9 protein-coding genes are annotated in these 12881 nt (G+C 66.7%); 5 read left to right on the plus strand and 4 right to left on the minus strand.

The annotated features are described in order from the left end of the window. Window positions 1-132: 132 nt before the first annotated feature. Window positions 133-1773: an NAD+ synthase gene (locus QRM89_RS20570; RefSeq protein ID WP_042594913.1), complete on the plus strand. Its 1641-nt coding sequence runs from the start codon at window positions 133-135 to the stop codon at window positions 1771-1773. Here the strand turns inward: QRM89_RS20570 and QRM89_RS20575 are convergent. Then, window positions 1767-2753 (minus strand): hypothetical protein, encoded by a 987-nt coding sequence (locus QRM89_RS20575; protein WP_285448927.1) that lies wholly within the window; start codon window positions 2751-2753, stop codon window positions 1767-1769. The two genes, QRM89_RS20570 and QRM89_RS20575, sit on opposite strands and share 7 nt — an antisense overlap. Before the next feature lie 450 nt (window positions 2754-3203). Next, the gene (locus tag QRM89_RS20580) at window positions 3204-4085 is read right to left on the minus strand and encodes an outer membrane protein assembly factor BamD (protein ID WP_011038204.1); all 882 of its coding nucleotides are present in this window, start codon (window positions 4083-4085) and stop codon (window positions 3204-3206) included. A gap of 122 nt (window positions 4086-4207) precedes the next feature. On the opposite strand from QRM89_RS20580, the gene rluD reads away from it, so the two are divergent. Genes rluD through QRM89_RS20600 form a run of 4 tightly spaced genes read left to right on the plus strand, consistent with a single transcriptional unit; the run spans window position 4208 to window position 6938 of the window. Further along, window positions 4208-5203 carry a 23S rRNA pseudouridine(1911/1915/1917) synthase RluD gene (rluD, locus tag QRM89_RS20585; protein WP_076038496.1) on the plus strand — a complete coding sequence of 332 codons (996 nt, stop codon included), beginning with the start codon at window positions 4208-4210 and terminating at the stop codon, window positions 5201-5203. Between the two features lies 1 nt (window position 5204). Further along, the gene (gene pgeF, locus QRM89_RS20590) at window positions 5205-6005 is read left to right on the plus strand and encodes a peptidoglycan editing factor PgeF (protein WP_285448931.1); all 801 of its coding nucleotides are present in this window, start codon (window positions 5205-5207) and stop codon (window positions 6003-6005) included. Between the two features lie 20 nt (window positions 6006-6025). Next, complete coding sequence (locus QRM89_RS20595) at window positions 6026-6532, plus strand: DUF4166 domain-containing protein (RefSeq protein WP_285448933.1); 507 nt, start codon at window positions 6026-6028, stop codon at window positions 6530-6532. Then, window positions 6519-6938 carry a thiol-disulfide oxidoreductase DCC family protein gene (locus tag QRM89_RS20600; protein WP_103700636.1) on the plus strand — a complete coding sequence of 140 codons (420 nt, stop codon included), beginning with the start codon at window positions 6519-6521 and terminating at the stop codon, window positions 6936-6938. Before QRM89_RS20595 ends, QRM89_RS20600 begins: the two co-directional genes overlap by 14 nt. A 629-nt stretch (window positions 6939-7567) precedes the next feature. Here the strand turns inward: QRM89_RS20600 and QRM89_RS20605 are convergent. After that, window positions 7568-9436, minus strand: a complete 1869-nt coding sequence (locus QRM89_RS20605) for a methyl-accepting chemotaxis protein (RefSeq protein WP_285448938.1) — start codon at window positions 9434-9436, stop codon at window positions 7568-7570. 544 nt (window positions 9437-9980) lie between these two features. Then, a complete protein-coding gene (locus QRM89_RS20610) occupies window positions 9981-12416 on the minus strand; it encodes a glucose/quinate/shikimate family membrane-bound PQQ-dependent dehydrogenase (protein ID WP_285448949.1) in 2436 nt (811 codons plus the stop codon). Window positions 12417-12881 lie beyond the last annotated feature (465 nt).

Here is a 12881-nt window from a genome sequence, read left to right on the forward strand (position 1 = left end):
ACGCGCAGCGCAGGCAGATGCCTGCAGGCTGTCGTGCTTCTGGAATAATGGGCGCTGGCAGCCAGCTCGCGCCGCGGATTGTGCGGTACCGGGTCAGTGGCGCTTTCCAGTCGCATCTGCATAGGCCCCCACATGTCCCAGACCCTTCGCATCGCCATGGCCCAGTTCGACTTCCCGGTCGGCGCGGTGGCACAGAACACCGATCGGATCATCGAGTTCATCGCCGCGGCCCGCGACGAGTTCGATGCCGATATCGTGCTGTTCCCGGAATTGGCGATCAGCGGCTATCCGCCGGAAGACCTGCTGTTGCGCCCCGGGTTTCTCGCCCACTGCGAGCAGGCGCTGGCGCGGATTGCCGCAGCCACGCGTGGCATTGTGGCGGTGGTCGGCTGGCCGCAGAGCGCCGGCAGCGTGGTCTACAACGCCGCCAGCGTCTTGCGCGAGGGGCGTATCGAAGCGACCTACCGCAAGCGCGAATTGCCCAACTACGCGGTGTTCGATGAGCGCCGCTACTTCGACGTGGACCCGGACGGCGACAACTGCGTGGTGACCGTCAAGGGCGTGCAGGTGGGCGTGGTGATCTGCGAAGACCTGTGGTTTGCCGAGCCGTTGGCCAAGACCGTGCAGGCCGGCGCCGAACTGGTGCTGGTGCCCAACGCATCGCCCTACGAGCGCGGCAAGCATGCGCAGCGCGATGCCTTGCTGGCCGAGCGCACCCGCGAGAGCGGGGCGGCGATTGCCTATCTCAATGTGGTCGGTGGCCAGGATGCGCTGGTGTTCGACGGCGCCTCGGTCGTGGCCGACGGCGATGGCACCGTGCATCCGGCCGCGGCGGCATTCGTGGACCAGTGGCTGGTGGTGGACTATGCCGCCGGCGAGCGCAGCTTCACCCCGGTGGTGTGGGTGGACGATGGTGACGAAAGCATGGACGCGCTGGCCTGGCGGGCGGTGGTGCGCGGGCTCAAGGATTACTGCGGCAAGAATGGCTTCCGCAAGGTGTGGCTGGGCCTGTCCGGCGGCATCGACTCGGCGTTGGTGCTGGCGATGGCGGTGGATGCGCTGGGGGGCGAGAACGTCACCGCAGTGCGCCTGCCGTCGCGCTACACCGCCGGGCTGTCGAACGATCTGGCCGAAGAACAATGCCGCGCGCTGGGCGTGAAACTGGAAACGATTGCGATCGAGCCGGCCTTCGAAGGCCTGCTCGCGGCACTGGGGCCGCTGTTCGCAGACACCCAGCCCGACATCACCGAAGAAAACCTGCAGTCGCGCAGCCGCGGCGTGATCCTGATGGCGTTGTCCAACAAGTTCGGCGGGCTGGTGCTCACCACCGGCAACAAGAGCGAATACGCAGTGGGCTACGCCACCATCTATGGCGATATGTGCGGTGGCTACGCACCGCTCAAGGACCTGTACAAGACGGAGGTTTTTGGGCTGGCCAAGTGGCGCAACACCGTGGGCGGGGCGCCGGTGATTCCGCCGGCGGTGATTTCGCGCCCGCCCTCGGCGGAACTGCGCGACAACCAGACCGACCAGGACTCGCTGCCGCCCTACGACGTGCTCGACGGCATCCTGTACCGCTACGTCGACCAGGAGCAGTCGCGCGATGACATCGTCGCTGCCGGCTACGCGGCCGACACCGTGGAGCATGTGCTGCGGCTGGTGCGCCTGAACGAGTGGAAGCGCCATCAGGCAGCGCCCGGGCCGAAGGTGTCGCGGCGCGCGTTCGGGCGCGAGCGGCGTTACCCGATCACCAATGGCTATTCGGGTCAGTAGCCTGTGGCATTGGGCGTCGCGCGCGCTGGCGCCGACGCCGGAGGCTGGGCGAAACGGGTGAGCAGCTCCAGCGTCGGCTTGGGGCGCGTCAGGTCGTACATCAGGCCGAAATGGCCTTCGACGCCCGCGATGCTGGTCTGGTCCAGCAGCTCGTAGACGTTTACCTCGGCCACCACGTCGGCATAGTGGTCGCGCACGGTGCGTAACAGCTGGGCCAGGCTGTCGTAACAGCCGCCATCGCCCTGGGCGCCGCCGCTGACATTGCCGGTATATACCTCGGCGCAGTTGAGTTCGTTGAAGAACACCGGCGTGTTGTAGGTCTGCGCGGCGGTGCGCAACTGCCCCAGATACAGGTCGGTCCAATAGCCGGCATCGTGGTGGAACGCGTAGTAGTGGAAGCTGATGTGGTCGAACGCAAAGCCGGCCGCCCGGGCCTTGGCCAGAAACCAGAGTGAGCCATTGCGATCGCCAGGGCAGCGCGCGGTGGCACTGTGGTCGTCGCTATTGCAGGCGGTGATGTTGATGGTGAAGCGTAGCCCTGCGCCCAGCTCGTTGGACGCCTGCCGCATGCCCTGGTACATCGTGGTCATCGCCGCGATCCTGGCATCGGCCTCGGCACGCACCAGATCCTGCTCGTTACCGATCTCCCACACCTTGATGTCGGCGGCATAACGGCGCGCCAGCTGGTAGCCGATCTCGCGGGTCATCGGGTAGACCATCGGGCGCAAGGTGATGCCGTATTTGCGCGCGAGCGGAACCAGCGTGTCGAGCGTGGCGTAATCGCGCGGGTCCACGTCGAAGCGATAGCTGCGCAGGTTACGCGCGGCCAATAGTTTGAAGCGGGCCTCGGCCTGCGTCATGTCGTAGGCGGGGCGGTTGTCGTGGGCGTTGACGCCGTAGACGATGGGGGCGGCGTGGGCGGTGGCCGCGAGCAGCAGCAGCCCGAGCGCGAACAGGATCCGTTGACCGGACATCGACATACAGCCTCCTTGGCGTGCGCCGGCAGGATGTCGTACCTGCCTTATGCCTGGAGTATAGGAAGCCTCGCCAGGTCATTCGGTGACCTGGTGCCGGGTCTCGGGCGCTCGCGCTGGCGATGTGGCCCGGATCCGGTTCGCGATGCATGAGCTCGTCCGGGCCGAGCGTGGTTGCTGCCCAGGACTCGTGCGCATGCAGCTGGCAGCCGGACACACGGTGGCTCAGGGTGAGCATGGCAGCGAAGTCGATGGCGATATCCGCTTCGCGTGACACCCAGGAAGACCACGCCACGGACGGCAGCTGGAGCTGGCCCGTACCAACGTGTCGCCTTGCGAGCACGTTCCGCCAGGGGTGCGCCGTGTCGCGATTCCACCCGGCGCTGCGGCAATAAAGCGTTGCGGCAATAAAAAAGGGGCCTTGCGGCCCCTTTCATCTCATCGCCGATCGATCTCTCAATCGCGACTCATCTGTGCATTGCGCTGGCCGGTGGCGGCGGACTTCTCGCCAGCGAACGGGTTGAGCTTGCGCACGGCCCACGGATACTTCGGCCAGTCGCCGGTCAGCCACGGGTGCTGCGGGCTGTTGAGCTCCAGCACGCGGCGCGCGTCGGCGGCCAGGGTCTTGTTGCCCAGGTGGGTGTAGGCCTCGGCCAGCACGGCGACTGCGTCGTACTGGAACGCGCTCTGCGGGTAGGTTTCCAGCAGGTAGTTGGCACGCCCTGCAGCCGACACCCAGGCATCGCGGCGCAGGTAATACAGCGCGTTGTCCAGTTCGTGCTGGGCGAAGATGTCGCGCAGCTCGATCATGCGCTTGCGCGCGTCCGGCGCGTAGCGGCTGTTGGGATAGCGGTCGGTGACGGTGTTGAAGTCGTTGTAGGCCTGCTGCGGCGAGGACAGGTCGCGGCGGCTCGGGTCCAGCGACCACACGCGGCGCAGGAACACCGTGTCACGGTTGCTGTTGGCCAGCCCGCGCAGGTAATACAGATACGAGATGTTGCGGTGCGTCGGATAGGTACGGATGAAGCGGTCGACGCTGGACACCGTGTCGTCGTGCTTGCCGGCCTTGTACTGGGCGTAGGCGGTTTCGATCATCGCCTGCTCGGTGTACGGGCCATACGGGTACTGGGCGATCAGGCGCTTGTAGCTGGCTTCGGCGCCGGCCCAGTTGCCTTTCTCCATCAGGCCGTGGCCCTTGCCGTAGAGCTGCTCAACCGGCATGCCCTCGTCGGGATTCTTGTCCTTGGCGCCGCGGTGGCAGCCGGTGACGACAAACGCCATGACCAGCATGAGGGCAATCAGGCGCGCAGGCGCGGAAAACGTGGACCGTCGGATCATGGGGTCTGGGCAGGACGCGTCAGGAAAACGAAAGGGCGATGATAGCCTAGTGGCCTGTCCGGCGACTGACTCCCGCCGCCCGGACCCCAAATTCCTTGGTTTTTGCCTGAGTACCTGCGTCCATGTCCGACCAATCCTCCGAACCCCTCGATTCCTCCCTGCGCCAGGCTGTCGTGCCGGACAGCGCCGCCGGGCGTCGCTTCGATGCGGTGCTGGCCGAGCTGTTTCCCGAATTCTCGCGCTCGCGGCTGTCGGAGTGGATCAAGTCCGGCGACGCGCTGCTGGACGGCGAGACCGCCCGCCCGCGCGACACCTTGCGCGGCGGCGAAACCGTCCAGGTGCAGGTGGTGCTGGAAACCCAGACCCACGCCGCGCCGCAGGACATCCCGCTGAACGTGTTGTACGAAGACGACCAGGTGCTGGTCATCGACAAGCCGGCGGGCCTGGTGGTGCATCCGGGCGCCGGTAACCCGGACGGCACCCTGGTCAATGCGCTGCTGTTCCGCGACCCGAACCTGGCTGCGGTGCCGCGTGCCGGGGTGGTGCATCGCCTGGACAAGGACACCAGCGGCGTGATGGTGGTGGCGCGCACGCTGCAGGCGCAGACCGCGCTGGTAGAGCAGCTCTCCGCCCGCGATGTGCACCGCCAGTACCTGGCGGTGGTGGTGGGGGCGCTGGTCTCCGGCGGCACCGCCGATGCGCCGATCGACCGGCACCCGCGTGACCGGCTCAAGATGGCGGTGCGCGACGACGGCCGCGACGCGGTCACCCATTACCGTCTGCGCGAGCGCTTCCGTGCGCACACCGCGCTGGAATGCCGCCTGGAGACCGGGCGGACCCATCAGATCCGTGTGCACATGGCGCACCTGAAATCGCCGATCGTCGGCGACCCGCTGTACGGCGGCGCGCTCAAGCTACCCAAGGGCGCCACCGACACACTGGTGGCCGAGCTGCGCGGCTTCAAGCGCCAGGCGCTGCATGCCGAAACGCTGGAATTCCTGCACCCGGTCAGTGGCGAGCCGATCCGCGCCAGCGCGCCGGTGCCGGAAGATCTGCAGCGGCTGATGAGCGCCCTGCGCGAAGACAGCGCTCGCGCCGCCGAGTTGGCGCGGCGCTGAGGTGAGCGCCGTGCCGTCGTTTGTGTTGCCGGCGCAGTGGCCGGCGCCGCCGCGCATCCATGCGTTAACCACGCTGCGGCACGGCCTGGGCGTGTCGCCGGCACCGTTCGACAGCCTGAATCTCGGCAACCGCAGCGGCCCGCAAGGGGACCTGCCAGCGAATGTGGAACGTAACCGGGCGCTGCTGACACAGGCGCTGGGCTTGCCAGGCGCGCCGCACTGGCTGCGGCAGGTGCACGGGGTGGAGGTGGTGCGTGTGGATGCGCCGCGTGCTGCGGATACAGCGCACGCGCAACTGCAGGAGCTGGACGAGCCGGTGGCCGATGCCGCCGTCACCAGCGTGCCCGGCGTGGTGCTGGCCATCCTCACCGCCGACTGCCTGCCGGTGGTGCTGGCGGCCGCCGATGGCAGCGAAGTGGCGGCTGCGCATGCGGGCTGGCGCGGGCTGGCCGACGGCATGCTGGAACGCAGCGTGGCCGCAATGCGGACCCCGCCGCCGCAGCTGGTCGCCTGGCTGGGACCGGCCGCAGGGCCGCAGGCGTACGAAATTGGCGCGGATGTCTTCGAGGCGTTTGTGACGCGTGATCCACAGGCAGCCAGCGCGTTTGTCGCCACGCGCCCGGGTCACTGGCGGGTGGATCTGTACGCGTTGGCGCGGCTGCGCTTGTGCAGTGCGGGCGTGCGGGCCCAAGCTATCCATGGCGGCGAGCTGTGTACCATTTCCGACCCGACGCGGTTTTTCTCGCACCGGCGTGATCGCCGCAGTGGGCGCATGGCCACGCTGGCCTGGATCGCACCCTGAGCACGCCCCTGTTTGCCCAGGTGCTGGGCGCGGCAGCCTTCGTCCAATTGCCGGCGCCGGTGCGCGCGCTGCACGCGGTGCAGCAGCGGCAGCGCTTCGTTGGCCGTGCGCTGGTGCGCCGCGGTGCGCATCCGCTGGTGCCGCTGCTGGCATGGCTGAGCCGCCTGCCGCACAGCGGACAGGTGGCGGTGGAGGTGGAGTTCCTGGTCGATGCGAACGGCGAGCGCTGGCATCGGCGCTTTGCTGGCCTGCCGATGCACTCACGCATGTGGCGTCACGGCGCATGGTTGCGCGAACACCTGGGCGCAGTGCGTTTCGAGTTCGCACTGCGCGCCGATGCCACCGCGCTGTACTGGCAGGCGCGGCGGGTGTGGGCATTCGGCTGGCTGCCCTTGCCGGCGCGCTGGTTCGAGCAGGTGCGTTGCCGCGAGCACGCCGACGAGGGCCGCTATGGCTTCCTGGTCGACGTGCATCTACCGTGGGTGGGGCCATTCATTCGCTACGAGGGTTGGCTTGAACCGCACTGAGCACGCCGCACCGCCTGCCACCATCGTGTTCGATGGCATGTGCCTGCTGTGCAATGGCTGGGTCAGGTTCCTATTGCGCCACGACCACCGCAGGCGCTATCGCTATGCCGCCATGCAGGGCACGGCCGGGCGCGCATTGCTGGTCCAGCACGGGTTGGACCCGGAGGACCCGCTGTCGTTCCTGCTGGTGGACGCGGCAGGCGCCTGGACCGATACCGATGCAATCGTGCGGGTACTGAGCGGGCTTGGTGGCCTTTGGCGCGTGGCTACGGTGCTACGCCTGGTACCGCGTTCCTTACGCGACATTGGCTACCGTGTGGTGGCACGCAACCGCTACCGCTGGTTCGGCCGCAGCACGCACTGCATGTTGCCCACGCCTAAGCAACGCGCGCTGTTTCTGGATTGATGCCGCCGCATGTGGGATGCGGTGCTGCGTGGGAGCGCGGCTGCGCGCGATGGGGTGTTATCGGTGAGGCCACGTCGCGCGCAAGCGCGCTCCTACGTAGGCTTGGTTTCTTGCGCGGTTTGGGACGCGGTCGCGTCGTTGATACGTGCGCAAACCTGTTTCGCAATGTCTGCAGTTATTGGATGGAACACGCGCGCGTGGACTGCGGCTGGTCACGCAGTGGCTGCTTTCGATTGCAGCGCACAGAAGGGTTTCGGGCCGCTGTTTCGAACGACATACCTGACGTAGGAGCGCGCTTGCGCGCGATGAGGCGTTACCGGTGAGGCCCCATCGCGCGCAAGCGCGCTCCTACGCGGGTTGCGATTTCTAGCGCTTTGGTGATGCCGCCGCGTTGTCGATACGTGCGTAAAACCTGTTCTGCAACGTCTACCGATACCAGTTGGCACACGCATGCACGCACCGCGGCCGGTCACACAGAGGCTGCTTTCGATTGCAGCGCACAGAAGGGTTTCGGGCCGCCGTTTCTAACGACACACATGACGTAGGAGCGCGCTTGCGCGCGATGGGGCTCTACCGGCGAGGCCCCATCGCGCGCAAGCGCGCTCCTAGGAATGCGGGTGGTGTGCGGGTTACGCCGCCGCACTTCCAAAACTGCCGCGCACCACGTTCGAGCTACCGCGGGTGTCTGATTGCAGGCGGAAGATGGACACCGCATCGGCCAGTTCCACTGCCTGTTCTTCCAGGCTGCGTGCGGCGGCGGTGGCTTCTTCCACCAGTGCGGCGTTGCGCTGGGTTACTTCGTCCAGCTGCGCCACAGTGCGGTTGACCTGCTCGATGCCGCTGGACTGTTCGGCGCTGGCCGAGGTGATCTCGCTCATGATGTCGGTGACGTGCTTCACCGAGCCGACGATCTCGCGCATGGTCGCGCCAGCGCGGTGCACCAGGCCCGAGCCCAGTTCCACCTTATCGGTGGAGTCGGCGATCAACGATTTGATCTCCTTGGCTGCATCGGCCGAACGTCGCGCCAGGGCGCGCACTTCCGAGGCCACCACCGCGAAGCCGCGGCCCTGTTCGCCGGCGCGCGCTGCTTCCACCGCGGCGTTGAGCGCCAGGATGTTGGTCTGGAACGCGATGCCGTCGATGACGCCGATGATCTCGCCGATCTTGCGCGAGGCAGTGCTGATCTGGCTCATCGTGGACACCACATCGTCCATCACCTGGCCACCGTTCTGCGCCACTTCGCCGGTGCCCAGCACCAGCTTGTTGGCCTGCTGCGCGCTGTCGGCGTTCTGCTTCACGGTGGAGGTGAGTTCTTCCATGGAGCTTGCAGTTTCTTCCAGGCTCGCGGCCTGCTGTTCGGTGCGTTCGGACAGATCGGTGTTGCCGGCGGCGATTTCCACCGCGGCGCGGCGAATGGTGTCCGACGCAGTCTGGATGCCGCCAATGATTTCGGTCAGGCGGATCACGGTCTGGTTGGTGTCGTCACGCAAGCGCGCGAAGATGCCATGCGCATCGCCATCCACGCGCTGGGTGAGGTCGCCCTCGGCCAGGGCGCTGATCACGCGCGCCAATGCGGCCAGATGCGTTTCCACCGAGTCGTAGATGCGGTTGATGCCTTGCGCCAGCGACAGCAGCACGCCGTCCATACCCTCCATCTGCATGCGGCGGCTGAAATCGCCCGCGGCGGCGGCATCGATGATCTCGATCAGCGCCTGCTCGGCGTTGACCTGCGCGGTGACATCCATCCACTGCGCGATGGTGCCGAGCTTGGTGCCGTCGGCGGCAATGATCGGGCTGTAGACGAAGTCGATCTGGCGGCCGAAGAACGGCGCACGCACGGCCTTGGAGGCGGTGAGCGCACGCATGCGGTCGATGGCGGCCTGGCTGTCCGGATAGATGTCGCCGATGCTGCCGCCGACGAAGCCTTCGGCATGGAAGCTGGGGCGGAAGCTCTGCACGTCCGGCTCGATCAGCTTGAGCATCTTGAGCAGTTTGCGGTTGGCGAACAGCACCTGGCCGTCGTCATCGGCGATGCGGATCATGGTGTCCAGATCGTCCAGCGCCTTGATCACGAACTGGCCGTGGCGCAGGCCCTGCTCCATCACGTCGAGGCGGATGGCGAGCTTGTCCTGGGTGGCTTGCAGGGTGCGCAGCAGCGGCGCGAGTTCGCCGCTGGCGCTGCGCGCGTCCAGGCGCTGGAAGCGGCCTTCGCCGATGGCGGCGACGGCGGTGACTGCCTGGTCGAGCTGGGCGGCAGTGCGCCGGCGCGACCACCACCACAGCCCCGCACTGGCGGCGCCGAGCACCAGCAGCGCCGGTAGCAGCGTGCCCAGGCTATGCCAGAAGCCGCCGGGCATGGCCGTGGCGGCGTAGACGGCAAGCAGGATCAGCAACGCGGCCTGCGCCGCGGCCGGCAACCAGGCTGTCCAGGTGGCACGCGCAACGTTCCGGCCGGTGGGCGGAGGAGAGGCGGGTGCGGCATCGAGGGTAGGCAACATAGGCTGGTGTCCGACTGGTGTTCTGGGTGGGGAGCGTGTCCGGCAGTGTGTGGCTGCAATGGGGTATCGGCGGCCGAGCCCGAATCATGACGGCGTGAAGGCGCCGTTCGTCGGAATCAGCACGTCGGTACCCTAAAAATGCCGATGTACTTGATTTGGAAGCGGTTTCAGTCTCGGGACAGGAGTGGGCGCTCTGGCGATTTCCCGCCTAAGCGCACATTTATTTGTTATTGGGATGTGAATTTTTTAAGCCTACCCGACAGTGCGCCGGATTCGAGACGACGGGTGCAGCCGCTCTTCGTACCCCCGTGGCAACCAGGCAGGAACCCGCGAAGGCGAGGCTGGGCCGACCGTCGCCGCTGCATCGCAGGTCGCCCCGCAGGCAATGGCGTACTGCGATCGCGCTAACGCGCTGTGATTCGCTTGCAACATCACGCGACTCGGGGGGAAGTACCCGTCGGAGCGCGGCGCTCTTCAGGCACGCACAAAAAAAAACCGGCCGTCTCGCGACGGCCGGTTCAACGTCACTACGCAACCTCAGACGTTATTTGGCGCTGGCGGCCGCGTCGTCGGGCAGTGCCCAGGCAATCACGCTGTCGCCGGACTTGGTTTCCATGCGGTCATGGCCACCCACCGCGGCAACGATGTACTGCTTGCCATCGATGGTGTAGCTCAGCGGCGCGGCCTGCGGGCCCGCCGGCACGCGGGTCTCCCAGACCTGCTTGCCGGTGCGGGTGTCGAAGCCGCGGATGAAGTTGTCCAGGCTGGCACCGATGAAGGTGACGCCGCCGGCAGTGGCCAGCGAGCCGCTGTTGTTCGGGGTGCCGATCTCGAACTTGGTCTTGGACGGGATGCCCATCGGGCCCTGGTCGTAACCGGTGCCCAGCGGACGGCGCCAGATCACCTGCTGCGTGCGCAGGTCAACGCCGGAGATGTAGCCCCACGGCGGTGCCACGCACGGCGTGTTGAGCGGCGACATCCACGGCTCCTTGCGCGCGCCATAGGCCAGGCCTTCCTGCGCCATGTAGCCCTTGGTCTTGCTGCTGCCGTTGAACACCGACACCACGCCCAGCTCGTTCATCACCGTGCGCGGGTAGACGTGCTCGGTGTAGGGCAGGCGATTGCTGTTCATCACCATGATGCCGCGCTGCAGGTCGACCGAGACGCCGCCCCAGTTGATGCCGCCATGGTTGCCGGTGAACGACAGCGAGCCCTGCAGGCTTGGCGGGGTGAACATGCCTTCGTACCGCAGCGTCTTGAACTCGATGCGGCAGGCGAGCTGGTCGAACGGGGTCATGCCCCAAGCGTCAGATTCAACGATGGTCTCGTAGTCACGGCTGGGCGCACCCACGGTGTTGGGCATGCCCGGCGACACCGGCTGGGTGGACGCGGTCCAGTCGCCATGGTCGGTGCCCTGCGGCACGGCGATCTGCTTGACCGGCATGATCGGCTGGCCGGTGGCGCGGTCGAGCACGAACACCTGGCCGGACTTGGTGGCCTGGATCACGGCGGGGCGGGTGCCACCGCCGGCAACCGGCCAATCAACCAGGTTCGGCTGCGGGCCGATGTCGTAGTCCCACAGGTCGTGATTGACGGTGCGGAAGTGCCAGCGCTCCTTGCCGGTTGCCGCGTCCACGGCCACCAGCGAGGCGGTGTATTCCTCTTCCTGCGGGGTACGGCCCTTGCCGAAGAAGTCGCCGGCGGCGTTGCCGGTGGGCAGGTAAACCAGCCCCAGCTCGTCATCGGCGGCCATCAGCGACCATACGTTCGGGGTGGAGCGGGTATAGGTCTGGCCGGCCGGCGGTTCGGCGGTGATGGCCGGGTTGCCCAGATCCCAGGCCCAGCGCAGCTGGCCGGTGAGCGCGTCGAAGCCGCGCACCACGCCGGACGGCGCATCGCGTTCCTGACCATCGCGCACCTGCCCGGTGGGCTGGATCACCACGCCCCGCATGACCACCGGCGGCGAGGTCGGGCCGACGAAGCCCGGCTTGGTGTTGCCAGTGCCGGCATTGAGGTCCACATAGCCGTTGTTACCGAAGCTGGCGCAGAGCTTGCCGGTCTGCGCATCCAGCGCACCCAGGCGGCCATCGACCATCGGCCAGAAGATCCGCGTCGGGCACTCGGCAGTGCCTTCCGGCGCCTGGTAGTACGACACGCCGCGGCATGTGGTGGCGGCCACGCCGGCCATCGCCTTCGGATTGGTCTGCGGGTCGAAGCGCCAGCGCTCCTTGCCGTTGGCCGCCTCCACCGCGATCACCTTCTGGGTCGGGGTGCAGATGTAGAGCAGGTCGCCGACCTTGAGCGGGGTGTTCTGGAATGCATAGCCCAGCTTGGAATCCTTCGGCTTGAGATCGCCGGTATGGAATTCCCACGCCACCTTGAGGCCCTTGACGTTCTCCGGCGTGATCTGCGCGCCGGGGGTGTAATGGTTGGACAGGTTGGAACCGGCGTAGGCGGTCCAGTTACTGGCATCGTGGTTGGCCGCCACGTTCCCGTCTGGGCTGGGTACGCTGCCACGGCTGAACGGCGTTGCCGCATCGGCTAGCTGCTTGGATGCATCGGCCAGTTCCACATTGCGCGGCACCAGCAGCGGCCACAGGATCAGCGCCGCACCCAGCACCGGCAGCACGCCGGTGACCACGACATAGCCGAGCCCGGACAACGGCTGCATGCGCCGCCGCGCCGCGCCCCAGAATGGCAACAACACCAGGCCGAGCACCGAGATCCAGGCCAGACGCGGGATCAGGCCCCAGCCATCCAGGCCCACTTCCCACAGCGCCCACACGATGGTGGCCGCCAACGTGGCGCCAAACAGCCACAGGCCAGCGCGTTTGCCCAGTGCCAGCAGCACACCGGCCACCAGCAAGGCGATACCGGCCAGCACGTAATACCAGGAGCCACCAACGGCCACCAGGCGCCCGCCTTCATAGGCGAGCGCCGCACCAAGCACGGCGAGCACCACGGCATAGGCCACCAACAGCCAAGTGCCGAGCCCGCGTTTAGAGGATTGATCAGTCATTTTGAGTTATCAGGAAGGACCCGGGCACCAAACAAACGGTGCAGGTCGTGGAGGGAGAGAGGCAGCGGACTGGCGAAAGCGGCCGCACCTGGATATGAACGCGCCGCCCCTCCCAGGGTCCTCGGCGCTAATCATGTGAATATTTTAGACCCATCCTTATCCCGTGTCCGTGACGGAATAGGAACCATCGTTCCAACCTGCACACCTGAAGCACACGAAATAGGCAAAAACTAAACGCAATTGCTGATTCGTTGACTGCTAGGCGTAAATCACCGGCCGCTTGTGCTGATTGCCGATGCTAGTGACGGTGCCGATTCTTGAATTTCTCCAATCAGCTCCGGTGACGCACACGTACCTCATATTCGTCAGCCTCGCTGTCGCTGTCGCTGTCGCTGTCGCTGTCGCTGTCGCTGTCGCTGTCGCTGT

This window comes from Xanthomonas sp. LMC-A-07, from assembly GCF_030208825.1.
GTDB lineage: Bacteria > Pseudomonadota > Gammaproteobacteria > Xanthomonadales > Xanthomonadaceae > Xanthomonas > Xanthomonas campestris.

Bases quoted from the DNA above. Each gene is read 5' to 3' on its own strand.
- QRM89_RS20570 (WP_042594913.1), top strand. From the start codon at position 133: ATGTCCCAGACCCTTCGCATCGCCATGGCCCAGTTCGACTTCCCGGTC.
- QRM89_RS20575 (WP_285448927.1), bottom strand. From the start codon at position 2,753: ATGTCGATGTCCGGTCAACGGATCCTGTTCGCGCTCGGGCTGCTGCTG.
- QRM89_RS20580 (WP_011038204.1), bottom strand. From the start codon at position 4,085: ATGATCCGACGGTCCACGTTTTCCGCGCCTGCGCGCCTGATTGCCCTC.
- rluD (WP_076038496.1), top strand. From the start codon at position 4,208: ATGTCCGACCAATCCTCCGAACCCCTCGATTCCTCCCTGCGCCAGGCT.
- QRM89_RS20605 (WP_285448938.1), bottom strand. From the start codon at position 9,436: ATGTTGCCTACCCTCGATGCCGCACCCGCCTCTCCTCCGCCCACCGGC.